This window comes from Fulvivirga imtechensis AK7, assembly GCF_000331535.1.
Classification (GTDB): Bacteria; Bacteroidota; Bacteroidia; order Cytophagales; family Cyclobacteriaceae; genus Fulvivirga; species Fulvivirga imtechensis.
On sequence record NZ_AMZN01000033.1, the window covers coordinates 48,120 to 72,473 of the forward strand.

A 24,354-nucleotide genomic window follows, 5' to 3' on the forward strand; every position below is an offset into this window, starting at 1 on the left:
TTAACTACCCATTTTATATTTGAGCAGGGTCAGCCGCACCTTGACGGCCTTGGCTTTCAGCTTCAACAGCTTTAATTTCTCATCATTTCTCCTTACTGGCTTCCTGTCAGGCAAAGGCAGCACACACCTTTGATCTTCTACATCAGAGGCTTTGTAGTCCAGGAGATAATTTAGTTTTGCGAAATCCTTTGCTCTTTCGACAGGATCACCACCGCTGATTGCAAGCTTTTCTTTCTTTGCCAACACCTCTTCCATTTTTACTTTCAAGTAGGATTCCTCACGGGTCTTATCCAGCTCCTCTTGTATCTGTTCAAATTCCTTTTTGAAAGCCGCCAAAACTTCCTCCATATCATCGTTTAGCGTGTAACCTTTATCGGCCAGCACTGTCCTTTCTGCCTTCCTGACTTCTGACAGGTATTCTTTAAATGTATTGAACGTATGGCTTACATCCGTGGGGTTCTGCTCCATATCCCTGCCGATGCTGAAAAACAACCTGCCAATCCGGAGTAATTCTTTGTCATCCTTTTCAGTACCTTCTTCAAAGGCTTCTGCTTCCTTTATCGCTTTATCAACTCTCTCTAAAAAGGCTTTTTTGTTTGCATCCGTTTTATTGATGTACCATCTTTCATCTTTGTACTGCTCCCCATCGCCAAAGAAATAGTTTTTGAATCGTTGTGACATAAATGAAAGTCTCTCCCTGCATTTTTCCTGAAACTCATAATACATTTTGAGCTTAAAATTGAAGCGTGCCATAGTGTCAACATTATTCTCTGCTATGACAAGCCTTCTGCGGATCTCTTTTCTTTCTTCATCAATCATTAGCTTGGTGAGGGCATTGACGTTGGTAAATAAGGCGAATTTGACTTCTTGCGGATCGAGCGATTCCAGGTCTATCACGTTGCCCCTGTCACCTCTGTACCAAATATCATTGATGCGGGCTGTTTTTTCTTCGAGTTTTTGAAAAACAAAAACATCCATACTGTCTTGAACCAAAGGCATCACGGACCTTACATAACCAAACAGATTACCTTGCCGCCAAATTCTGCCTTCGAGTTGCTTTACATCCGTGGGGTTCCAATCCGGATACAAGTTGTAAACAACCGTTCCATTCTTTTGCAAGTCGATACCTTCCCGGATTGTGGCAGTACCTATGATAATCTTTACAATACCATCTAAAAACGCATCTTTAATGGCCTCTTTTCTATTAGCGGAAATACCGGAGGATATAATCTCTACCTCGTCAAAGTTTTTACTGTTATGTCTGACATTCGTCTTATAGTATAATTGTTCTTCCAAGTATTCCTTTATGAAGGGAAAATAATCTTTGCCCCGGTTCATATAGATAACCTGGCCGGAAACGGATTCCCCTTTGCTCTCATGATATTCCTTAACAGAACGAATACACTCCATTGTATAGTGGATTTTCGGGCTTCCTTCTACATAATCTATATAGTCCTCCGGTGGCCGGTTATGCTTGTACAGAAATGGCGAAAGTGCATTATCCAAGGACTGGCCCATCGCACGCATAATATTGCCATTTAAAACGGTTCCTTCCTGGGCATGTTGAATAATCTCCTTTTGGTTGTCCCTCTGCGCCTGGTTCATCCGCAAATAGGTGACTATTTGTTGGTCGTTCGGCAATCTCTTTATACTACCATCTGGCATGGTTGCATTAATCCTGGGCAGGTTGACCTTGCATGGCCTTTTTACTCCTGCTTCTTCTCCGGTCTTATAAGCGATATGGTTATGAATGAGCTTTTGAAGGATTAACCTGTTGTTAAAGCTCTTTACTACCGGGGCTTCTCTGATAGTATCATCATAGGAATTTACATACTCTAATGATTGCAACACAAAGGTTTCCATAAAGCGCTCAACTGAAACAATGCCCATCTTGCGCATGCTTTCATATCCGACCAGGGAAAGCATTGAGTAGATTTCCAGAGGGCTATTGGTAAATGGTGTAGCTGTTAAAAGCATAACATTGCTTCCGAAGGTTCTTTGAATGTAGTTACATAAGAAGAAAGCTTTTACTGCCCGGCTACTTTGTGAGCCAGTGATCTTGTAGCGCTTCACCCCGTCTTCATCAGTGGGAACATCGGCAAATACATTTTTGAAGTTGTGGGCTTCATCAATGATCATATAGTCAAAGCCCAGGGTATCAATATCGGCAATGGTATCTTTTACTCCCATACCTATCAGTTCTCTGAATTTTTGATACTTACTTTCAAGGTCACGGCCTGATTTGTCCTCGTCACCTGCCTGGGCAAGTATCTCGCTCAATTCCTTGAAAAGAAGCTCCATAACCTTTCTTGAAAACCCTATCTTCTTCAATCCTTCATAGGTCATTACAGTAATGCTCTTTTCAGGAACGGCTTTCAGAAAGTCAATTTTGCCTGCTATAGTCCTGCCTAAATTATACCACTCATTGACCGTTACATCGGTGAATGACAGTACACCTGGTATGAATTTTTTCGTCTCCCGGTCGTGGTAGCCAATAATCTCTCGCACCCATTTAGCATAGGTCGGGTTGGGAACAACAACAACCGGGCGGCTGCATTTACCTGAATAAAGTGCGTTAGCGGCAGTGATAATTGCTGACATAGTTTTTCCAACACCCACATCATAAGCAATAATGCCACTTCCTGCTATCTCCATAAAAGCGATGGCCTCTCGTTGGGCAGGGGTAAATTCGAGGCTGAAAGCCTTAAACTTGTAGGAGCATTCAAAACCTATAGGGACCCTATGATAGGGAATAGCGCTAAAGCCGTTGTATTCACGATTCCATTTGAAGTCAACTTTCTGCTGGTCTTCAAATGTAACAGCTTCGTAGAGGAACCGACTGAACAATTCTTCTCCTTCTATCCTTGTATATTTCTCTATGGTGCTTTTATGTTCATCCGAGAAATCCCGTTTTAGATTTTTGCCATTGATATAATAGTCAATGATCTCGCGTGCGGTGACTTCTCTGAAATTGTGTTTTTCAAGCTTTTCAAGCCATTCTGCAAAGGCATCAGTAAGGCTATAGCTGGCTATTTGATCTGTGGCGGTTCCTTCTTCATTGAGAACAATTCCGGATTCCTCACGGAGCTCTGTAATAGTAAAGGTTCTTGCAAATTTGGAAACACTTAAAATCTTTGGGCGCTCATTGGGATCGGGATTTGTAACCGTCAGTAATTTGGGCTTTAGGCTGTTGATCAACTCAATGTGTTTGTCATAAACTTCCTGTCCAAAAAGGCTTATAATATCATCTTTGTCTTCACGCAACTGTAATTCCCTGTCGTACATGTTTCCATATGAAAACAATGGGTAAGGCAGATAGTCGCCCCCGGAATAAAACAGAACCCCTTCTTTGATCCATTGGTGAAGTATTCCATTATCAACTCTCACCCCTGTTTTTTCCCTGACTACATGTGCCTGGTTGATAATGTATTTATTCCCATCCAGCCCGACATACACCATGTAGGTATTGCCATCATAGGTGTTGGTGAATTTGGTAGGTTTACCTATAACCGTTCCTTTTTTAATGCTTTGTATATCCTGCCAACGGTTGTCCTTAATCATAGCATCACGAGTAGTACGCAATACTTCTTCTTCCTTGCCTGCTTTTGAGTTTACATAGTATTTATTCCAGCCCTTCATGGGGTAGCCTAGTGACCGCTTATACCATACCCAAGCCTGCTTTTCCTTTTCGCTGATACCTTTATTGTACAGTCTATCAACATCATCAAAACTTAGCAGGTCTTTGTGCTTTTCCTGTTGTTCTTGTTTGCTTTTGCTTAGTACTTCCTTTAATGATTCCAGGTTCTTGTTCATTACCGTAAGGTCTGGTTGAACTAAATCTCCAAGACCCTGAAAAAAACTATCATCGTCAAGCCCGCTTAGGGCATAGTTGTTATTGTTCATATCCTTTTTGAGTTTTAAGAGTTGTTGTTTGATGCTTCGCGCATTGGCCTTTAGTGCTTCCAGCTTTTTGTTCTTTTCACTCTTTGCCGGACTGCGCATGCCTTGCCTGATGGTGTTTAGAATATCCTGTTTTGTGCCCTTGATGCTAATAGGAAAGTCCCTTGAAGTAGTTATCCATTCGGTACCCGCCACTTTTTCGGGATGGATCTCAAACCAGGTGTTGTACTTTGTGATTTCTTCAAAGGTTAGTGGATCATTGCCAAAGGTGATTTTTGCTACCCTCTCGTCAATAAGTGGTATGCTGTGTTCATAGGCAAAGTCTTCATAATCTTCGGGAAAGACACCATTTCTCAACACTCTGATATTTCTTTCAATAGCTTTCATTCGCTTAGGATCTGTTTCCTCCCGGAGTTGCAGATTATATTTCAGAATTAGGTGGTCAATGAACTCCATTCTATGCCTGTAGTAGTCGGGTTCTCTTTCCATATTTCCATACGTTTTGTGAATACCTCTTAAATCAGGAAATAAACTATCAGAGGGAATACCATCAAGGGCTGCCTGCAGGTGGACAGGCTTTCCTAATAGCCGCTTGCCTACTGCTTCAACCACTGGTACACTGACAGCATTACCGGCCATTTTGTAGCGTTGTGTATCAGATATTTCCTGTGTTTCTCCATTAAAGGAGCCGAAACGTGTCCAATCATCAGGAAACCCTTGTAATCGCTCGCATTCCTTAGGGGTAAGTCTTCTTATCAGTGGTTTGGTTTTGCTAGCCAGGAGATTGTCCATTTGGGACGAGCTGGCAATCGCCCCGGTCATATCTTCTTCCCGCGGCACATATTCTTTTTCAGAAAAAGGGGCGTGGTCTCTGCCCAGCTTCTGGTTTTCTCTCCTTATTGCTTTTGCCCTCTCAGTTCGTTGGGTTTTGAGGGGTTGCCAGACTCCCTGTAGAAGGAAGTTATGTTTATTGTTCCCTATAATGGCATTCGTGTTTTTGTCCCTGCGAAACTCTACCCCCTGCGCATAACTGCCGTCCTTTTGCTTTTTGCCCCTTACGGCAAGCACGTAGGGAGCAGAATTTGTTTGTTCACCGGCTCGTGTATCTATGGTCGGAGCAATGTTGGCTTGAACGAGGGTCTTTGCATTTGCTCTACAATCCGTCTGGCAGTGGTCTCCGATAGGAAATACTTTTGGTGTGGGTTCGCCTCTAAGACTTCCGACAAGGTAGATGCGCTCGCGATTTTGGGGGAGAAACCAGGCAGTATTAAGCAACTGCCACTGGCAGTCATATAGCCCAAGGTTGGCAAGCGTCCGGAGCACGATTTCAAAGTCTCTGCCCCCGTTCGAGAACAAGAGACCTTTGACGTTCTCAAAGATAAAAATACGGGGTCGGCATTCTCTGATAATCCTGATTGCTTCAAAAAAGAGGCGGCTTTTACTTCCTTTAAGTCCTTTTCTTTGTCCAGCAACCGATAAATCCTGGCAGGGTGAACCGAAGGTGACGATGTCTGGTCTTTTGATTTCTTTCCCATTGATTTTGGTCACGTCCCCCAAGGGGATCGCATTTTTGAAATTTAGTTGATAGTTAGCTGTGGCCTTTTCGTCTATCTCTGAAAAGTAATGGGTGGAAAATCGGAAACCTGCCCGGTGAAGCCCGAGGGCAAAGCCCCCGGTCCCGGCAAAAAGCTCCAGTAATGTGAGACCGGTGGCTTTCATGCCATCTCACTTTCCAGGTGCCCTATAGCTGCTCCTATTGACACTTCATTTGTAATAGCGTAGTTGAGCACCATGCTTTCGGCTTTTTTATAGCTCTGCGGAGAGGACAGCATTTCGCAAAAGTTGGGTGTGACGCTTTTGTCACAATGTTGCAGGGCAACCCGGATCATAGATCGAAGTTGCCGGATGTCGTTGTTGTTTAGTTGAGTTTTCATGCTACAAGCGTAGCATAACAGGAAAAACCAATTCCGTGATTTCTCCTGTTTACGGATGTTTAAAGAAGACCTTCATCCACAAAGGACAGGTATCCGGCTTTGGTAATGATCACATGATCCAGAACAGCGATATTATGCAATTCTGCCAACTGTTTACATTTTTTTGTCAGTGTAATATCAGCTTGGCTCGGCTTCAGGTTGCCAGACGGATGGTTATGTGATAAGACTAAGGCGGTGGCGAGGCTCTTTAATGCCACACCGAAGATGATCCTCATATCGGCCAATGTACCATCAATACCGCCTTTCGAGTGCCGGTAATAACCGATTATGTTATTCTGTTTATTGAGATAAAGGATATTGAAGTATTCCTGTGTTTCTATTGTTCCTCGCTTGTATTGCTTACGAATAAAATCTGCCACGTCATGCGAGCTGGTGATTTTGCCAAGAATACGTTTCCCCTTATTAAAAGAAACCTTTATTTCCGGCACCAGGTTGGGCTTGAATTGTCCCTTTAGACCAGAAAGTTCGCCAAGGAGCATTTCAGGTTGTTGCCTATAAATTACTGCTTTTTTTGGCTTGTACGCTTTCGCTTTAGTTTTCCTCTTTGTTTTCATAGTACTATGTTCTTTGAAGTACGACAATATCAGTTGCCACAGAAGTCTTGGAAAACACGGGTGGCAAATGGTAAGCGTCCAGCAGCTTGCATAGCCAACCCATTTCCTTTTTCATTTGACTGTAGCTAGCTCCGTTTCTCATAAACCTGTCTGGAATGATGTACACTAATAAACCTCCCTTCTTCAACATTTTTAAACCATAATACATGAAGAACATCTCATTCAAAATTACTTTCGGCCAACCAAAATAACTGCTATAGAAGTTCTTGTATTTGCCGTAGGGAGGATTACCGATTATTAGATCAAAAGGGTAATCTTTTAACCAGGTAAGCCCCTGCCTGATCCGCGAGACATACCGGGGTGGTTCCATGAAGGCGTTTTCAAAATACAGGTTATGGATCTCTGCATCGGGGTAGAGAATATCTGCAATTCTGGCACTTGTAGGGTTGGTCTCGAATCCAGTCAGCTTACTTCCGGTTGGTGAATGAGCAAAGAAGCGCCCCGTACCGCATGCAGGTTCAAGCACATGCCCACCGGCTTTGAACCCAAAGTGAACGGCCAGCTCCCACATGAGTTCTACTATGTAACTCGGTGTGTAGAACTCGTAGAGAATACCTTCACCAGTTTTGCCACTGGCCGATTCCCCACCCGCACCGATGTACTGGTTAATAAATTCTTTGTCCTTATCTGAATAGCCCTGGTTGGTGGCATCCTTGTGTTTGATGAAAGCCTCTATTTCAAGGTTAAGCTCTGATTGGTTTTTGGTTGTTCCCATAATCGGTTGGCTTGATTATGGGCAATGGTAAGCAGCTAATACAACTGGATTTCGTGATTTTACCTTTTCAAGAGGTAAACCAGAGCTGAACAATCAGAGAATTTGATGAACTGGTCGATTAGGATTAACTTTAATTTAGGTATATAACACGTCCAACTAATTTATTATGAATGAAGGATACATAGATGTCGATGTTAATTTTTATCCAGACAATGCAGAATTAGGAGTATTTTGGAGATATTATGAAATTGAGAAAAGATTTCATGCTAGTGAAAGTAACTGGAGGCAAGCTATGTGGGGAAAATCCAAAACAAATGAGAGGGTATGTCGATTTTGCAAAAAAGACGCTTCATCAACGAGCTTCAGAAAGCTTGCGCACTTAATTCCTGCATTGATGGGCAATAAGGTTTTATTCTCAGGTTATGAGTGTGATAATTGTAACATGTTGTTCAGTAAATATGAAAATGATCTGGCCAACTTCTCAGGTATCTGGCATACGTTGTCGCAAGTTTCTGGCCGTGGGGGAGTTTCAAAATTTAAGGACAAAAAGAATAAATTCCATATTATTTCAAAAGACAATCAACTTCACCTATATATAAAGGATTTGAAAAAGGGAGGCGTAAACGTTAACAACGAAATGCTGTCCATCAATACTTTTAAACCTGCCTTCATTCCAAGAAATGTTTTTAAATGCTTCGTAAAAATAGCGCTGGGGTTCCTTGATAAAAAAAACCTAGGAGGTTATGAGAAAACACGGCGATGGCTTATAGGTGAAATTCCAGAGAAAGCAATAGCAATGCATCCCTATTTCTATGTTCCACGAGCAAGGGGCACTAAGAAACTTAATGAACCGTTAATAATGCTGATGAAAAGGAAACAATTTGATGCCCCATTTGCTATTCCGGAACACTGCTTGTTAATTTTCTATGGTATATTTATCTATCAAATATTTATACCCTTTCATCAATCGGAGGTTACTCAATTTTCCAAAGGGAAATTATATATTCCAATAGCTGAATATCTATGCCAAGAAATATCCTCTGATAATCCAAACGGTGCAGCGCAAGTAAATATCATGAACATGGGGGCAACAATAAAGGTAAAAGGTCTTGATGAAATTATTAGATTGCCATTTCGTAAGGTTTGAAAAAATTAGGAATCACTTCAGTAATAGCCTCAATTAAACACTTGAATCCAGACGTAAAAAAAACAAACCAAGAATATAATAAGAATGGTCACTACCATACCGGTATTGGTTAATTCAAATTCCTCCTTAGAACCCACAAATAGATTTACAAAATCCGAAAGTATTCTTCTCATTGTTAGTACTGTTTAGGCTGCGACCGTAAGAACGCCAAACCCTTCTCAGTCACATAAAACTCATAACACTTTTTCCCTGACTGCTCAACTCTGATAAAGCCATGCTCCTTACAATAGTTAATCGTGTCCTGGGCAGTCCTTGAGGCTGTTGCCAGTGTATCTGCAGGAATTAAAATGTAACCCGAAGATTGAGCTAAATCTCCGGGTGCTGATTGAAGTAGCTTTATTAGCTCAATTACTGTTAAACCCTCTTTTAATCGTTGGCCTATGTTGATCATAACTACGAAAATAAGGATTTAAAGTCAAACATAAGTAGTTTAGCCTCCCGAGCTTTATGGCACAAATTCGTGCCAATCATCAATAAAATATTCCTCTTCAACACCTACGCCACCTCCCCAATAAGCGCTGTTGTTATCCGATACTACTACAGGATTGCTCCTTCTCCCTGGAAAATCAACTTTCTGATACCATTTCTGGTCTGTTTCATTGAAGTAGAGTACTGTTTTTTCTCCCCAACTATCCCCTATGTAGAGCCTTCCTCCTATGGTAAATATTGCATCTACGTGAGATAAGAAATGCTCGGGTAGTTTCTCCCACTTTCCAATTCCGCTTTCAAATGAATACTGCCAAACCTCTCCGTTTTCACGGCCTATGTAAGCTGTGTTGTCGGTGCTAGCTGAGAGGCCATCATAATCTTCATTGACAAAAACAAAAGGTACACTTTCTTCTTCATTCCAGTCTCCACCTGCAATATCGTACGAGTATACCTTACCTCCTGCGGGAATAAAAAATGCTTTGTTTTCGGACTTAATGTAGAATGTGAAATCCGGTGTATAGAAAGAAATGGGTGCATCACTTATATGATTCCATGTGTCTGTTTGCGGATCGTATTCCCACAACTTTCCATATTCCAGAATATAGCCTTTGTCCTCTGTACCCCAACAAGCCGTTGTCCTTGAATCCAAATCAGGATGTATAGCTGTCTTTTGAGTCCAGCTATTCACCTGCGGGTCGAATTCCCAAAATAGTGTTGTTGTTGGGGAGCCATTTGATGTGTGCTGACGATCATGTAGGTAAACCTTGCCATTGATCATAAACGAATATGTAATGTGCCTGTCTGTTGTCACATCAAGAGCACTTTTTTCTTTCCATTCTCCTGATGTCACAACAAACGTTTCGCTAGATGTGGCACTTTCACCTCCAGCTATTACGGTTATTGGTCCTGACGTTGCCCCTACCGGAACTTTAACCACCAGAGTACTATTTGATGCTGATAATATTTCTGCCTTTACTCCTTCAAATAGCACTTCATTTTGCTCAACTTCAGGAGAAAAACGGCTTCCCTCTATTTTCACTTCCATGCCATAATCCCCTTCCAATGGAGTAATAGTTGTGATTCCAGGACGCTCTTTTTCTTCCTCAAACAGCGAGCAGCCAGTTAAGAAAATCACAAATATGAGCAAGAACCAATGTCCTTGAATGCGAGTTGCAATTGAATTACCAGTCATTGTTATTTTTCAAATGTTTAAAATGAATACGAATAAGTTAAAGTTGCTGTAATTTCGTTAAAATTGGTCGTAGCCTCTCCGGTTTTGTTCAGGTAGATTAAATTAAGCCCAAGTCTATGGCTACCCGACCACTTCTTTTTTACAGGCTCAGCAAGTGAATCTTTTTGAGCAACCCCTTCCGGCAAAGCTTCTCCTGTGGTGGTGCTGTGCTCCTGGTTTTCTTCTTTGAGTTCCTCTTCCTTCTTTCTCAGTTTTTCCGGGGTTAAATTTAGCCCCAGCCGCACCGTTAGCACCTTTGAAGATGGATTATCTGAATACTCCTGCATGTTATAGGAGGTGGCCAATGTACTCCGCAGCGCCTTCTTCCACATGGATTTCGTTATTGAAATGTTCGGCCCGATGGTGGTTGACTCGGCCATGCTTAATTCACTGCGGTACATGCTTACTCCACTGGATACACTCAGGCCAGAAGCGGAAACCATATACCTATAAGCAAGGTTACCATTGTAAAAATACGAGGTATTGGTTTCGTTTATCTCATCGTTCTCATCGCTTGACTCCTGATAGGAGCCTGTAAACAATACGGACTGCTTATTCTCTCTTGAACCAAAGGAATAGCCTATTGACATGGAACCGTTTTTATTGACCTGATAAAAGTTAAGCGTGTCCAGGTCGTTTTGAAAGAAGGGATCAAATCTTGGCCTTACATTGGTAAAGGTGGTGAAGTTGGAATAGGTGGCGTTAATATTCCAATGTTGATCTGGAATATAGTTGGCGTTGAATGAAGCGATTACTCGTTCAGTAGAACTCACCTCTGTTTCTTCGAGGTTGTTCTTTTGCTTTCCTACATTGGCTCCAAGTGTCAATTTATTTTTCAAAGCCCTGACAGAGCCGCTGACCGTTAAGTTTTCCAAATCATCATTAAAGAAATAAGCGCCCAAGGTGTTAAAACCGGGATCGATTCGCTCGTAATTCAATTGCAATACATAGGTATTCCCATTGTAGGCTATGCTGGTATTAAAAGCATTGTTGAACTGGCTGGATGCCCTTGACGTGAACAGTGGAGTCTGCGCTAAAGTATGGCCAGATTCAACCTCTTCACTTCGGATATCATGTGTTAAAGCACTGGTAGCATATTCCATATTCAGGCTGACCCTTTTAAACAGTTGCTTTCTTCCTAAAAAGCTCACTACAAGATTTTCCTTTGGCAGCACTTCATTCTGAACAGGTACATATGGAATAGAACCCACCTCATCTTCCGCTTTGAATATAATCACTTCAAGACTATGTGCCTGATCATGATAACCAGCCTTCATGCCATACCCCATTCTTTTGAAGGCCGGTAAGTTAGAGGTGACTGCCAATGTATCTTCCGGTACTGCTTTATTCAGTTCTCCATACATGGCACTGAACTGCCACTTGCCGGGCGTCAGCTCTACACCAGCCCCTAAAAACACATGGCCTGCCAAGGTGTATTTTGAAAAATTCATGCTATTGTAGCCCAAGTAAGCCTTTACCCACTTGTATTGTGGAGTAATGCCATACCGGTTGAAGGGCTGGCTAAAACTCCTATTTTGATTGCTAAAGCTAAAGGAAAAAGGGATACTCCACCCATAGATGTCCAGGTTCAGGTTTCCCGTGGTAAACCAGTTAAAAGGGTCTCTGCGGTTTTCAATACCCGAGGCATTGTAAAAAACACCTGACGCATTCACAGAACCCGAAACCTTGACCGGCTCCTGATCTTTGAGATTGTCAAGGTTTTGGGTTTGAGCTACCAAAGGAATAAAAATCAAAAGAGTAAAATAGTAGAAACGATTCATCTATAGACAATTTTTAAATACTAAATCAATGGTAGGATTTAGCTTTTTAAATTTTAAAGTTGGCAGGACGCATAAAAGTAAATAATATCTATCTAAGCAGTTCAAAACCGTAAATCTTATTATCCATTGTGCCCACCAATATGTTATTCTCCACTAACTCTCCTCGAAAATTTATCAGAAGTAGATCTTCCTTTGCAACACCATCAGGATTATTTTTATCACCGCCAACTATATTTGAATTAAAATCTTGGAATAGAATGTTTCCATTATTTTTATCAGCAATCGTTAGTACAGGGTCATTATCTTGCAATGAATAAAAGATAATACAATCCTCAACTCCTGTTATATAATCAGGTCTGTTGACAAAAACCCCTTCTTCTGAGCCCAATTTCCACTTCAAATCACCACTATTCCTGGTAATAGCATTTAAATTTCCATCAGAAAAATAAATATTTTCGCCATCGATAATTATCTTACTTGTATGACCTGAGTACCTATCCAAATTATATGTCCAAGCAACATTGTTCGAGTTAAGATTAATTGCAACCAGTCCCACATTACGAACAATCATGTAAAGGAAATCTTCATAGAATGTTAATTTGGAGAGTAGTTGTCCTCCAATTGAAAAGGTATTTAATACGTTGCCATTATATTTATCGAGAACAATAATTTGATTTCTATTTACCACATACACTTTGTCGTCTTTTATAAGGGGTCTATCAGCAATTCTACTTTCAGAGGGTGTAGACCATATTTGTTTTTGAGTATAAACATTAAAGCCCTCTATTTTCATATTGGGATTGACCTCTACCCAAATGCTATCGGTAATTAATTTTATCTGCTCGTTTTCAAAATATCGTGCCCGTTTTCTGTATTTATTGGTCAAATAATTGTCAGTTCGCAAATCCATCACCTCCAACTTCATCTCGGAGTCGTGAACTAACAAACTGCCATCACTAATTGAAGTATCTAATTGCACCGTAACTTCCTCACCGGAAATAGCATCAACCACTTGATTGCTAGAAGTAAAAATAAATCCTCTAGCCAATTCAATGATATCCGCGTCATCTGTTTGAAATTCCCACTTTAGTTTAAAAAAATTGGATACTGGTTGAGATTTTGCACTTGCTACAAAATTCATAAAGAACCAGATGCATGCGATTTGTATAAATAATTTCATGCTATTTTAGTAATTCAAAACCATATATTTTCCCATCCATAACCCCTACTAGTATTTTGTTATCTATTAAATCCTCTTTAAACATTATCATGAATAAATCTTCACTAGCAACATTATCTGGGTTATCCTTATTACCTCCCACTATATTAGAGTTAAAACCTTGATACAAAATTTCTCCATTTGCCTTGTTTGCAACCGTCAGTATCGGATCATTATCTTCTAGCGAATAAAAAATTAAGTAATCTTTAACTTTATTTAATTCGGTTCTATAGATGTATATACCTTCCTCTTCACCAATTTTCCATATCAGTTTTCCATCGAATCTATTAATAGCGTACAAACTATTATCTGTAACATATATCTTGTCTTTTTCAACAACCACTCTATTGATTTTGCTAGAATATGTTGACATCTCAAACACCCAAGAAATCTTTTTATCGTCCAAATTGAATGCAATGAGACCCACATTTTTTACAACCATATAAAGGTGGCCTTGGTGATATGTGATACCAGAAAGCGTAGTTCCTCCTAAAGGATGCTTTGAAACTAACTCACCGTTCAACTTATCAAAAACTATAAGATGAGTTTGGTCAACTAAATAAATTTCATTTGCTACAACAATAGGCTTATTAAAAATCCGAGAATTAGTCGCCACTTTCCATATAATCTTCTTTTCATTCAAATTTACACCACGAACCTCCTTGTCATCCACCACTTCCACCCAGATACTATCTCTCGTAAGTTCAATCTGTTCCGAACCTATATAGTAGGATCTTTTTCTAGTTTCTTCAAAAGAATAGTTTCGATTGTTTAGATTTCTTACCTTTAATTTTAAATCAGTGCTGTAAATTAAAATTGAGTCTGAATACTCCTTTTCAAACATTTCAAGGGATACCTTATCACCTTTTAATGCGTCTATTGCAAAATTTTCGCAGGTGTAAAGGTAATTATCATAAGTTGCTGGAACTGCATTATTGCACGTTACCTCTACCTCCCATTTCAACTTTAGAAATTCATCAATAGGTTTCGGACCTGTTTGATCCAAATAGAGCTTTGAGCCAGGTTCTACACTCATATTCGTTAATCCTGACCCCAAGATTAAGCTTGTTAAAATAAAAGCTAGTTTCATTGTCGTTTATTTTTATTCAAAGTTTCTGTATCTTTTTAATGGCTGAAAATGCATCCAATCTCTTTTCCTGGTCCAGTTTCCGCCCCAGTCAATTTTGCCCGAATTGAGGAAATATTCAACAAAACCATTATCCAAGTTAAAGAACCCATTCTCTCCAAGCGTTGAAATAGCAGTTTGCGTGCCATTCCTGTTTAACCATTCAACATAATTCCCAAACGATAGCCGTCCCATTCCCGAGCTTCCCAATATTTCATCAACACGTTCTAAAAAAGAAATGAAATCATTAATTTGAGTAGAATCAAAAGACTCAATCACTTCAAAATCTAAATCGATACCAAATGAAGCTGGAAGATATCCCGCAGTTTTCGTTTCTTCAACCTCACTTATAATCTTCTCAAATGCCTCTTTATACACTTTTAGGATATCCATTGTATTCGTTATATAACCATTCCAGTAAATATACTCATCATGAAAATTGGATTTCATTAAATAAGCTTTTACGAATCCATTATTAAGTAAATCATGATATGTCTTTAACTCTTCAATAATTTGATCAACTTCTTCAATTTTACTAGTACATTTCTCAGGAATAATACTCCTCAGTTCATTAAGCATTTCTTCACTTACCTTATTTTCAAACCATAGCTCATTTATCAAATATGAAGTTCTTTGGTAAATCTTTTGATACTCAGAATATACAGCATTTCCTTGATTCACAATACTACTCTTCCAAAAAGGCAAGGCATCCTTAAACTCACTATCATACTTTGTGAGGTAATTAAATCCTGAAATAATTTCGCTTAATGATTGAGAATTAATTCTTTGTTTAAAGTTATCGCTTGCATTTTTCATTTGTTCCAAGATCAAGTCTGTATACCAGAAATCAACATTGGTTATAACTTTTAAGAATAAATTCTGCTGTTCCGATATTTGGGGATTGCGTATTGCATCAATATCTATTGCAAAGCCAAATGAGTGGTCACTAATAATTCGAGAATGATTCATAAATCGAATAGTATAATCATTGATGGAATACTTGTTTTTATACTTATTATAGTCACCTTGTTCAATAATTTTGTCTTCTATCTCCTTTAAAATTGGTTGGTAATTTTTGTGAGTGCTTATCTGCTTTCCTAGAAATGAAAATGTAGTATCATTTTTATCCATATAGCCTAAAGGACCAGACCCGTCTATATTTTCAATAGAAATATTGTCTATCATTTGTTCTCGCAACATCATGTAGTATTCAAATTTGGTCGTCCCGTAAGGAGCATTGTTAACAACTACTCTTTTCTTAATTTCGTCAGATGCATCATTCCACTCGTCCGCGTACGGATGGACCTTACTTAAAGCTGACGCTGAAAAAGGCATAGTAAAATTCTTACTCTCACTTGAAAGTATTTTGACTTCGAAAGGAGACTCATCGTATCTGATATACTCACCATTATTATCCCCCTGATTCATTTTCCCATCCCAATGAAATGCTGCATTTTCTGCAATCTTTATATCCTGATCGTTTATATAAGCTAAAGTTCCATCATTCTTATAGATTTCCAGCTTGGCATATTTTAGGGGATACTTATCAGTTGTTTTTATAGAGTATGATATTTCTAGTTTGTCATCATCAATGCCAGCCGTAAATTCTTCATCAGTAATTGGTACAATGGTGACAAGCTCTGGCCGCTCTTCTTCCTCAACGAGATATGGACATAATATCTGAATCAATTGATCCCACTGCTCCTCAGAAAGTTCACTGCTATACGGAGGCCTTTTTCCTTTGAGTTGATTAACCATCTGTTCAACTTGGGGCCCATTTATATCATCTTCATTTATTAAGGTCAATAGACTGTCTGGATCGTTTATCAATTCATCAACCTTTTCCAATATAACCTGTAACCTTTCCTCGTCTTTTGGCAAACAATCAGGTAATGATTGTATTCTTCTGATCAAAACATCATCCAGAGGCCCTTTGCCACTGTTTTCAAGGTAATTGTTTATTTCCTGCTTGAAGTATTCCAAGGCCTCTTTGATTAACTCTTTTTCGATGCTAATAGCGTCATCCTCCGCAGTGTTGTCGTTTCCTTGCGTGACATTTCCGTCACTATCAACGATCCACGTATCACCAGAGCTGTCAGTAAACCTGACATCTTCCTTCTCCCCGGTTTCGGGATCAACCGGCTGCTCGTAAGTATGCGCTGTCCCATCTTCATCAGTCACCGTAATTACGCCATCGTCACCCACGGTCACATCACCGATCTCACCATCATAGGTAATATCCTCTCCATCGAAATCATCCTCTGAATCATCATCCTCACTGCCAGAACCATCTTCATCAGTACCGGTGCCATCGTCTTCATCTTCGTCTTCCCAATTGTCAATCAACCCATCTATTCCATCCGAAAGGGCGATCACTTCACCAGCCACAACCTGGTAGAGTTCATTCACCCGGATATTATCAAACTTCACAGCCATATTGAAGCCCAGGAACGGGGTTTCTATAGAGCCTAAACCAGAGAAAGCACCATTTCCACCTTTTACCTCGATCAACCTCATTTTGAAATCACCCACGGTAAACACCTCTCCGCGGATAGCTGAAATGAGTGGTGTAGTATTCAAAGGCTGTTGCAGGTCTTGTGCGTCTCCACAGGCAAATATCCGTGGCGGATAGGTGGTGAACCTTTTGGTTTCTGTCCATGAACTGACGAAAGCCCCTCTTTTGCTCCCTATTCGTACTTCATATTGTGTTTGTGGCATCAGGTTATTCAGCACCACATACATACTGTCAGCCAGTTGGGCATTAAGGGGGAGCTGCAATTCTTCTACAAACCATTCTGCTCGCGGGTTGTTGGACAGCCTGTATTCCAGGGTATAGCCGTCAGGCTCCAGCGATGGTTTCCAACTGGCCATTCCCATCCTCTCGTTGAGAGCCCATGCTTTAAATTCATCTGGTTCCGGCAGCGGTGGTTCATCCTGGGCCACTTTAAAGGTGCATACCTTGCTGTAACCATTGTTTTTAAACCGGTCTCGCCCATCCAGGTCTATGGCCTGTACCTGCCATACGTACTCCATGCCAGGGATCAATGGCGGTTCGGCCACTCCATAGAGCAGGTTGGTTTCCGGGGTTTGAATTTCATAGATCGGGTTGCTGCTTAATACTATGTCTGCCGGGTTCCTGCCTTCAGGCCTGATCTCGTACAACCTGAAAATATAATCCGTAGTAAAACTGGAGTTAGGCGATATAGCCATCGGAGTCCATTGGAAGATCACCGATTGCTGCATTTCGTTCAGCTTCAGCTCTGCTGCACAGGCGGGCTGGTTGAGCATAGGCGGGTCAGGGCGTACCAGCCACACACTTTGGCAACTCGACTGCGAAAGTTGTATCTCCGGGTGCCGGTAGTCATAAACGGTAAAACAAAACTGGTAAAAACCTTCGGGCAGTCTTCCCGACCTTTCAAATTGCGCCTTGCTGTAGCCACTGAATATTAAATTTCTGCTGTCAAACCATGGAGCCAGGTCATTGGCATCCAGCCAGGTGGAAACTCCTCCTTCTATGGTTACAGGTGGCGGGTTAAATGCAGGGGATGTTTCTATTCTTACTCCCTGTCCTTCTATCACCATCCTGATCCTGACATCGTACAATGGTTCTGTCAGATCCCTGAGAAAAAGGTTGAGTTTCAACTGCTCCGAACCGGGCGCTACATAGTCACTAAGGAAAACCGAATAGGGCGGGGCTATCTGTGTGGTAGCATTTACAGGATACACCTGTGAAAAAGTGTTGTGTACCACGCCCAGGAACATGATAACTGCTACCAGCAACGTCATGAGCAGGGATGGTTTATCTTCTGTATTTTGGTATCTCATCTTTTTCATTTGTATCATTTGTTCACCAGCACTTTTATCACGGTTTCTGCCTCTCCTGTTACTGCCCTGAGCAGGTAAACACCACTTTGTCTGTCGGAAAGGTCGAACGAGGCCATGTAGAAGTCACGTCCTGAAAACTGTTGCTCTTGTACCTTTAATCCGAACATGTCGTATATTTCCAGCGCAAGGTCTGTGCGCTGATGCAATTCTATAGCCGCTTCAAATCTGCCCTGGTTGGGATTGGGGTATACTTTGGCTGTTTTGATGCCTATTTCCCCAAAGAGGATGCGGCCATTATCCGGCTTTTCATTTTTATTGTAAACTTTGATCGCCTTGGTCTGATAATCCACACAACCTCCGAGGTAGGCAGTAAAGCCAATTTCATATTCGCCTGCCTGGCTGTATATTATCTGTGGGTGCGCTGCCGAGCCGTCAATAACTGTTATATCTCCGCCAAAATGCCACTCCACACTATCTGGCCTGGGATCAGTCACATCTACCAGTATTACAGTGTCTCCGGCTTCCAGTTCCGTAGCCGTAAGGAAGTTGACCTCAAAGAGCACATCTCTTGTTCTTAATTCGAACTGTTCACTCATCAGGCAGCCGTTAGGCAGCGTTACTTCTGCGGTATATATACCTGCCTGATCAATGGTGATACGGGCCTCATGGCTGGTAAAACCGTTGGGGGATGACCAGGAATACTGAGCGCCTTCCGCATTGTAGGTAGCATCTACAGTGTAGGTCTGCCCCTGGCATAAGGTGGCCTCCCGGTCAATGGAAATGTTTTCCGGTTCTGTAATTTCATATTCGGCCTGTACTTTACAGCCTTCGGCATCTGTTACTGTCAGTTGATAAACGCCTTGCTCCAGGCCTGAAATATCCTTTGTGTCTGCACCATTTGACCATTCATAAGTATAGGGCAGGGCGCCACCCTCCATAGTTGTTATGATCTGCCCGTCATCATAGGTGTAGCAGGAAATATCCGCCACGGTAGCATCCAGGGTCATCGGGTTGTTCAGCTCTATCACAGTTACCTCTGTATGGGCTTCACAACCATTCAGGTCGATTACTCCCAAGGTATAGGCGCCGGAGGAGATGGATTCGAAAGCGGGTTCCGTACCATAATCTCCTCCGTTGATATTATAGGTATAGCCACCCACACCGCCTGTTGCTTCCACTGTAATATGGCCGCTGTTATCGCCAAAGCATTTCACATCGGCTTTATCGGTCATCGCCAGCTCCAATACTTCCGGTTCTGGCAGGTTCAGTATCTTTTGTTCGATACAACCATTGGCATCTTTAATGTAAAAGGTATGGTCTCCTGCCGGGAGGCCGGTGATTACAGGTTCCGTAGCGAATTCTCCATCATTCACGCTGTACAGGTATGACGCACCGGCATCAAAAGCAATACCACCGAAGCCTTCCAGATTTACCTCTCCGTCAGAGCCTCCAAAGCAGCTTATGCCATAGCCCGTTCGGGAGGTGATCGACATGTGCATATCCAATGGGGCGTCAGGGGCAAGGAATTCAATCACATCGGGATATATGGTCTCACACCCTTCGATATCCACCACCTTGATATAGTATGTGGAAGGGCCGAATTGCCTGGTCGCAACATAGGCTGTCCAGGTGGCCCGGTCATCATCCGAATAATACCAGGTATAATCTCCCCAACCCCCTGAAATGTGCGGTATGATGCTACCATCTATTTCTCCAAAGCACTCCGGCCTCTCCACCTCTACTGCGTCAATGGTTAATATCTCCGGTTCTACAAGGGTGACGCTTTCTGAGGTCACACTACAGCCGTTGCTATTGGTGATGGTCAGCTCATAAGTACCGGGAAAAAGACCGGTCAGAGACATAGACTGGTTCTGATTGCCACTTCTGTAGGAGGCTCCGTTCCATCTCCATTGAAAGGTATAGCTGGTAAGTAGCCCTTCGGCTGTCACGTTAATTTGTCCGTTATCGGCTTCAAAACATGTGATCTTCTCAGGGGCAAGCGCAACTGTCATTTGCTCTGGCTGGATGAGGGTCACAGGGTCCGGTAACTGGTATTCATCGCTGCATGTAGTGACATCATTTTTGATTGAGATTTGATAGTCCCCTGGTTCCAGCGATGAAAAATCTCCTGTCGCGTTGGTCAGCTCTTCGCCTGAACTTATATGTTTTATTGTATACAGGTAATTGCCATAACCCCCTGAACCGGATATAGTGATCTGTCCATCGGCAGCACCGTAACATGAGATATTCCTTTCGTCTGTAACGGAGGCCGCAAGAGGTACTACTACGTCCACCTTTTGCGTCTTTTCATATGCTGCACAACCGGGTTGATCCACATCGGTGACTTTAAGGGTATAGGTATCTCCGGCAAGGCCTGTAAATGTAACACTGGTGAGGGTTGTATTAAGCCTTTCCCGCACCTTTGTACCTTTGCTGTTATAAAGCCTGTAGTTAAACCTTCCTGAACTATTCTTTACATAACTGCCATAGGTTTTATCATAGCTGGCGCTAATGCTAATACTTCCATCCGGTTCGTTAGTGCATCTTGGAGTTGTAGGGTCTGTTGTTGCTTTAACTTTCGGGGGTTGGTAGATAATAATGTCTCCACTATCTTCCTTCGAACAGCCATCCTGTACAGTTACTTTATATTCTCCTGCTTCCAACCCTGTAAAACTCCCTTCTCTGACCGTATTACCTGCATTAAAGGTGCCTGCACCGTCAGAGATGGTATAGGTAAAGTTCGTTTTGCCTCCGGTTACAGAGAAGGCAACGCTTCCATCACTGCCCTCCGGACATGAAGCATCATTTGGAGGGTCTGTATCCAGTACGGGAAGTGCTATGGCGTCCACTGTTCTTACTGCGGAAGTAGCGCAATTTCCAACTTCACCTCCTATGTTGGCAATGTAAATGTACATTTTACCGGGAGGCACACCTGTAATGGTATAGTCAGTACCGCTGAATGTTCCATGCACAGCTCCTATACCCACACAGGAATCATCTTCCGGGTCAGTGCATTGCCCTGTCTGAACAAAATACTTGTAATCGCCAATCCCCTGCACATTGGTGAGTTGTATTGTACCCGTTTCTAATCCCTGACAAGAAGGAGTTATCGACCCTATGTTAAATGTAGGGGCTGCCGCTGATACCACTGTAGCGTCAGGGTCTGAATAATCACTGGTAGAAGTGCCGGTTTTTGCCCGTACCCGAAAGGACAAGGGTAAATTAGCACTTTCCTTAACCCAGGATGAGATTCCTGGAATATCACCTATTTTCACTGCAATCGAATCCATTGTAAGGACACTCTCGGGGAAAACTGAATAGCTGGATGTTGGTAGCGTTCTCCATTTGTCCCTTAACTTTGTTTCGCATATGGTTGGTGGTTCATCACAGCACGGGCTGCCATCCCCTGGGGGAGCAGCGTTTGTAACAACGCCAAATGGGTTGTCTGCCGAAAGTGGGGTACCACCACTGCAAGGACCACAATAATCCGGGTTTGGATAGCATTCAGTATACTCTTCATCTTCATTTTCAAAGCGATATTGATAGTAGAAGATGGTAGACTTATCGAAAGAAGGAGGAATATTGGCCTTTAAATGTATATTATCATTAAAACACTTTTGAGCAGGGAAGCCTAAAATAGTCAGTGAAGGCACCGGTGTGGTATATTGTATAGTGATCTCGGCTCCCCATATCCAGTCGGCAACGGGTACGACACCGCCTACCATGCAGCTTATCTTGCTTCTTAGCGCTGTTACCTTGTTTTCGTATGCAGTCAGGGAAGTGAACGTCCCGACTTTGGAAATACAATCTTCCTTATACATGAGGATGTAGACCTTATTTGCCGCGCCTGGTGTGTAGTTTAAAGGGTCAAAGTAAAACGGTAAAGGCCCGAGTTTGGCATCATCGTTAGAGCTGCCACCTCCTTCATCATATTCATACGCTCTGTAGTCAATATTAAATTGCTCTGGAGCATTGGTGTATGTACCGCTGTGCAATAAAACACCTGCGGGATGCCATGTTGCCCGTGCCCCTCCGTTGACTTCTTTTTCAGGCGTAGCGCCATTGAAGGAAAAACGATGCCTATATTCAGGGCTGCTGTTACTTCCGTCATTATCATGATAGTAGCCGATTGTCTTTGTTACTCTTACGCTGATATTGCCTCTTCCCTCTCTTTGGGCCAACGTATTTTGAGTAAACAGCATCAGGTACAGACCAAGTATGACCACAGTATTGTTTGTCAACATCTCTTTAATATTGAATTTCAATTTCATCGCTTACAGGGCTTTCTTCGCCATTTTTATCAATTACCTTAAATCTGTATTTGTAGATACCACCTACTTTTAACTGGTGGTCTGTAAATGTCTTTTCTCCGCTGTCAATCCTGGCGTATTGTCTCAACGGGCCATTATTCTCGCTGCGGTATACGATCACTTCTTCATAAGCCACCGGGTATTTCCAGGTCAGGTCTATCTGCTTTTTCTCCCTGTCTACTTTATGACTGATTTTGGAGATAGCAGGCATCGGCCTGGCTAAGGGCTGCGCTGAAAATTGGGTAGCTTCGGAAGCAAGATTGTCATCATCTATCGCCATCAGGGAATAGTTGTACCGGAAACCTGTATCTGCCAACTCGTCCATAAAGGAGGTGGAATCTCCGGGGAGCAGAAATTCTTTCCAGATCGTTGAACCAGCTCTCTTTCTAAAGAGCTTGTAACCGGCAATATCGGTAGCAGAGGCAGGATACCAATCTATAAATACGGTTCCTTCACCAGGCGTCACACTTTTCAGTACGGGCTGATCGGGTGGCACAATGTCAGGTCTTTTCAATACCAGGGGTTTTGCATAGTCAGACTGGTTGTATCTTCTGTCCTGGGCGGTGATGGTATATATCACTTCTTCTGTCAGTGTTTCCAGGTTGACACTGTCTGTAAAGCCTGTTGTAGTAAGCGCTTCTTCGGTAACCTGTATGTACTCTTCCTTCAGGGCATTTGACCGGAATACCCTGTAGCCATATAGATCGGCTTCTTTGTTAGCATCCCATGTGATCTTTACAATGCCGTTGTTGTCAACCATACCTTTAAGCCCGGTAGGTACTGCCGGGGGTATGCTGTCTTCCAACTGTACCATTGCCGGGAATGACTGTCTTACTTCGCCATGTTTGCCATAAGCTTTGATCACGTAATAGTTGACACGCAGGGGCTTTGTGTCCTGAAATGTGCTGTTCGCAGGGGGTATCTCACCGCTGATCAACCGGTAAGGGCCACCCGCTTTTGGTCCGCGATCTACAGTAAAGTGTCTTACCTGACCTGTCAGCGCCTGGCTAAACTTCCAGGTGATGTTCACCGTACCATCCTGCATCACTACGGTTTCCGCGATCACTGGTATGGCATCCCCCAGGCTCACATATCCCTGGCCGGTTACGGGTACTGATGGTGGGCCTGTCTCACCAAAAGGTGTAATTCCTTTTACCCTGTATTGATACGTGGTGGCATTGTCGGGAATAGAATCCATGTAGTACATCTTTTCCAAAGGGCCGGAACCTTCTTTTTTCAGGCTGAAGAATTGTAACTCATCGGGCAGGTGGAAGGTCTTGCCTCCATCGTCTGATCTTTCCACCACATAGGAAGAATATATGCCATCCAGGTAGAAGGTATTCCACGAAATGGAAACACTCTGGTCACCAAATGTGGCTTCTACTTCGGAAGGTTGTGGTAGCGGCCTGGGCCCGGTAAAAGTGACCTTGCTGCTTCCTCTCTCAACAGGGTATCCTTCCCGTTGCTTGTTAAGCTCTACCCGGTAGACGTAGGTGGCGCCTCGTATAGCAGTTTTATCCAGCCATCGGAGAGCCATTGCTTCTGCGGTAGGGGCCGATATGTCTGCGGCCAGCAGTGAAAAGCTGAACCTGTTTTCCTGTTCTGCGGCTGCATTCACCAAAGAGGTAGCTCCTTGACCGGGATCAGATAAAACAAAGTCTTCGCCATATATCGCCTGGGCTGCTATGGCTGCCCATTTGTCCTCATGGGCTATGGCTTCCCAATCATTTTCTGGAAGTACGTATAGACCGCCGGGGGTCAGGTTGATCTTTTCTGAAAAACCTAAAGTGTCCTTATCGCTGAGGGTGTACCGGGTCACCGTATAGCCATATTCATTAGCCAGTTGCCAGGCTACCGGTGTAGTGGGCGCCCAGCGAACGATCACTCCTTCTGCTGCCGGGGCGGTGATCACCTTGATGGAGGGTTTCTTGTCGTCTTGCCCGTTGGCCGCCAGCGCTGCTGTAAACGCCAATGCTGTGATATAGTATTGCAGTCTCCTCATC

At 42.5% G+C, this 24,354-nt stretch carries 12 protein-coding genes; 1 reads left to right on the forward strand and 11 read right to left on the reverse strand.

Annotated elements, in window-relative coordinates; all coding sequences use genetic code 11:
* Genes dcm through C900_RS10010 form a run of 4 tightly spaced genes read right to left on the reverse strand, consistent with a single transcriptional unit; the run spans nt 1 to nt 7,223 of the window.
* Nucleotides 1-5,619, reverse strand: coding sequence for a DNA (cytosine-5-)-methyltransferase (gene dcm, locus C900_RS09990; RefSeq protein ID WP_083867474.1), 5,619 nt, complete (start codon nt 5,617-5,619; stop codon nt 1-3).
* Nucleotides 5,616-5,834: a hypothetical protein gene (locus C900_RS29860; protein WP_157493979.1), complete on the reverse strand. Its 219-nt coding sequence runs from the start codon at nt 5,832-5,834 to the stop codon at nt 5,616-5,618. The genes dcm and C900_RS29860 overlap by 4 nt, the downstream gene beginning before the upstream one ends.
* Before the next feature lie 59 nt (nt 5,835-5,893).
* On the reverse strand, nt 5,894-6,448 hold the full coding sequence (locus tag C900_RS10005; protein ID WP_009579706.1) for a JAB domain-containing protein: 555 nt from the start codon (nt 6,446-6,448) through the stop codon (nt 5,894-5,896).
* Nucleotides 6,449-6,452: 4 nt separating this feature from the next.
* Nucleotides 6,453-7,223 (reverse strand): HsdM family class I SAM-dependent methyltransferase, encoded by a 771-nt coding sequence (locus C900_RS10010; protein ID WP_009579707.1) that lies wholly within the window; start codon nt 7,221-7,223, stop codon nt 6,453-6,455.
* Nucleotides 7,224-7,389: 166 nt separating this feature from the next.
* Between C900_RS10010 and C900_RS28330 the strand changes: the two genes are divergently transcribed.
* Nucleotides 7,390-8,370, forward strand: a complete 981-nt coding sequence (locus C900_RS28330; protein WP_009579708.1) for an HNH endonuclease — start codon at nt 7,390-7,392, stop codon at nt 8,368-8,370.
* Between the two features lie 505 nt (nt 8,371-8,875).
* On the opposite strand, the gene C900_RS10025 is transcribed toward C900_RS28330, so the two are convergent.
* From C900_RS10025 to C900_RS10055, 7 genes are all read right to left on the reverse strand, one after another.
* Nucleotides 8,876-9,994, reverse strand: a complete 1,119-nt coding sequence (locus C900_RS10025) for an IPT/TIG domain-containing protein (protein WP_157493980.1) — start codon at nt 9,992-9,994, stop codon at nt 8,876-8,878.
* Between the two features lie 74 nt (nt 9,995-10,068).
* A complete protein-coding gene (locus C900_RS10030) occupies nt 10,069-11,871 on the reverse strand; it encodes a hypothetical protein (protein WP_009579711.1) in 1,803 nt (600 codons plus the stop codon).
* Nucleotides 11,872-11,959: 88 nt separating this feature from the next.
* Complete coding sequence (locus C900_RS10035; RefSeq protein WP_009579712.1) at nt 11,960-13,051, reverse strand: outer membrane protein assembly factor BamB family protein; 1,092 nt, start codon at nt 13,049-13,051, stop codon at nt 11,960-11,962.
* Nucleotide 13,052: 1 nt separating this feature from the next.
* Nucleotides 13,053-14,180, reverse strand: a complete 1,128-nt coding sequence (locus C900_RS10040; RefSeq protein WP_009579713.1) for an outer membrane protein assembly factor BamB family protein — start codon at nt 14,178-14,180, stop codon at nt 13,053-13,055.
* Between the two features lie 12 nt (nt 14,181-14,192).
* Complete coding sequence (locus C900_RS10045) at nt 14,193-18,050, reverse strand: hypothetical protein (protein ID WP_009579714.1); 3,858 nt, start codon at nt 18,048-18,050, stop codon at nt 14,193-14,195.
* Nucleotides 18,051-18,055: 5 nt separating this feature from the next.
* On the reverse strand, nt 18,056-22,312 hold the full coding sequence (locus C900_RS10050) for a T9SS type A sorting domain-containing protein (protein ID WP_040496387.1): 4,257 nt from the start codon (nt 22,310-22,312) through the stop codon (nt 18,056-18,058).
* Nucleotides 22,290-24,353 carry a fibronectin type III domain-containing protein gene (locus C900_RS10055; RefSeq protein WP_009579716.1) on the reverse strand — a complete coding sequence of 688 codons (2,064 nt, stop codon included), beginning with the start codon at nt 24,351-24,353 and terminating at the stop codon, nt 22,290-22,292. Before C900_RS10055 ends, C900_RS10050 begins: the two co-directional genes overlap by 23 nt.
* Nucleotide 24,354: the final 1 nt, after the last annotated feature.